Genomic DNA, 680 nt, shown 5'->3' on the forward strand with positions numbered 1-680 from the left:
AGGCCGCCGCGGGAGGTTTCCTTGTACTTGTCGTGCATGTCGGCGCCGGTGTCGCGCATGGTGCGGATGGCCTGGTCGAGGCTGATGAAGTGCTGGCCGTCGCCGCGCAGGGCCATCTGGGCGGCGTTGATGGCCTTGACCGCGGCGATGGCGTTGCGCTCGATGCAGGGCACCTGGACCAGGCCGCCGACCGGGTCGCAGGTCAGGCCGAGGTTGTGCTCCAGGCCGATCTCGGCGGCGTTTTCCACCTGCTCGGGGCTGGCGCCGAGGACCTCGGCCAGGCCGGCGGCGGCCATGGCGCAGGCGGAGCCGACCTCGCCCTGGCAGCCGACCTCGGCGCCGGAGATGGAGGCGTTCTTCTTGCACAGGATGCCCACCGCGGCGGCGGCGAGGAAGAAGTCCACCACGTCCTGCTCGCTGGCATCGGGGTTGAAGCGCATGTAGTAGTGCAGCACCGCCGGGACGATGCCGGCGGCGCCGTTGGTGGGGGCGGTGACCATGCGCCCGCCGGCGGCGTTCTCCTCGTTGACCGCCAGGGCGTAGAGGTTGACCCATTCCATGGCGCTGAGGGTGGAGCCGATGACGTTGGGCTTGCCGATCTCCAGCAGGTTGCGGTGCAGGCGGGCGGCGCGGCGCTGCACGTTGAGGCCGCCGGGGAGGATGCCCTCGGCCTTGAGGCC

At 71.2% G+C, this 680-nt stretch carries 1 protein-coding gene; it reads right to left on the reverse strand.

Annotated features, from left to right (window positions below; genetic code table 11):
• Nucleotides 1–680 (reverse strand): L-serine ammonia-lyase (locus tag VV867_RS31045; protein WP_328568451.1); only part of this gene is annotated, 680 nt, incomplete at both ends.

Origin of the sequence: Pseudomonas sp. JH-2 (assembly GCF_036231725.1) — a bacterium.
In the GTDB taxonomy this organism is placed as follows: Bacteria; Pseudomonadota; Gammaproteobacteria; order Pseudomonadales; family Pseudomonadaceae; genus Pseudomonas; species Pseudomonas delhiensis.